The following is a 1,159-nucleotide window of genomic DNA, read 5'->3' on the forward strand; positions in this document are numbered from 1 at the left end:
AGCTGGACGAACTGGCCGATGACCATCATGTGCATGTACTCGACGTTGGCGCGGGCCTTGAAGAGTTCGGCGGACATGACGGTGGAGTTGTCGCGTGCGGAGCCGACGTAGTTGTTCTCGCCGCGGGTGAACTGGTCCAGGGAGCGTTCGTAGCGGTCGGCGGTGTGGCCGTCGAAGTGGCGGCGGGCGTGTTTGCGGCTGAGGTCGAACAGGTCCTCGAGGACGGCCAGGCGTTGGTCCAGGGCGGTGTAGATCTCCGAGGCGCGGCCGAGGTTGGCGATGCCGGCTTTGGGGACCTGGATGCCGGTGAGGACCTCGATCGCTTTGCGTGAGGAGTCGGACATGTTGTGGTCCAACGGCATACGCGATCCCTCCCTCTACCCCCTGGTACCGCTGCGCGGGCACGAAACTAGCACCGGAGAAGTCGCGTGAATCGGTGGCCCATTACCCTGACCGAAACCTTCGCTGAGGTTCCTCCGGTTGATTTCCGAAGGTCATGGGCGCGAACCGAAAGCAGCGGGGTGTTTCTGGAACATGTTCCACTCGGGTGCTGTGCCTGGTATTTCCGCAACGGTTTTCCTGGGGCCGACCGGGTATTCCCTTCCTGTTTCCCTCGCGGCGGGGTTCCGCTCACGGTGGAGGGCCAGAGGCCAGGTGGGGGTACTGGTAGGCCCGTGTCGTCCGACATCGGCGTGGCATCCGTGAAAGAGCCGCCCCGGTTCTGAAGGAGCGGCATCGGAAGGGGCGGCGTGTGCTGAGGAGTCCGAGCGGCGGTCGCGTGCCAGTGGGCGGGCGTTCAGATCCTGTTTTTCAAGAATTCGCTTCTGCGATTCGCGTGATGCGCCTTTGTGTCGCCAGGGGCGGAGTCCTGGGGTGCTGGGCGCAGAGGGACAGGAAGAAGTGCGCCTGCGAGGAGAATCGCATTCTTCGCGATCCGGCGCTGGAAAGGAAGGGAGAACTCGTCGCGCTTCTCAGAGCCGGGGGGCGGGGTGCTCTTCGCCGGTCCCGTGGGCGTGGGCGAGGCGTGCGGGGGCCTGTGCTCCTCGCGGGCGATGATCCTGTTGCCCAGGGCGTCGTGGACGGTCTCGCGGAGGAACCGTTCTTGTTCGTCCCATTGGCGCCAGGGGCCGACGCGCCGTGGGGGTGATGCCGGCCGTGG

Annotated in this window: 1 protein-coding gene; it reads right to left on the reverse strand. The window is 65.5% G+C overall.

The genetic code is table 11. The annotated features are described in order from the left end of the window. The coding region (locus tag ABZ234_RS29860) for a hypothetical protein (protein ID WP_355014236.1) at positions 1 to 344 on the reverse strand (344 nt) is incomplete at its 3' end. Positions 345 to 1,159 lie beyond the last annotated feature (815 nt).

The organism is Nocardiopsis sp. NPDC006198 (assembly GCF_040613895.1).
Classification (GTDB): Bacteria; Actinomycetota; Actinomycetes; order Streptosporangiales; family Streptosporangiaceae; genus Nocardiopsis; species Nocardiopsis tropica.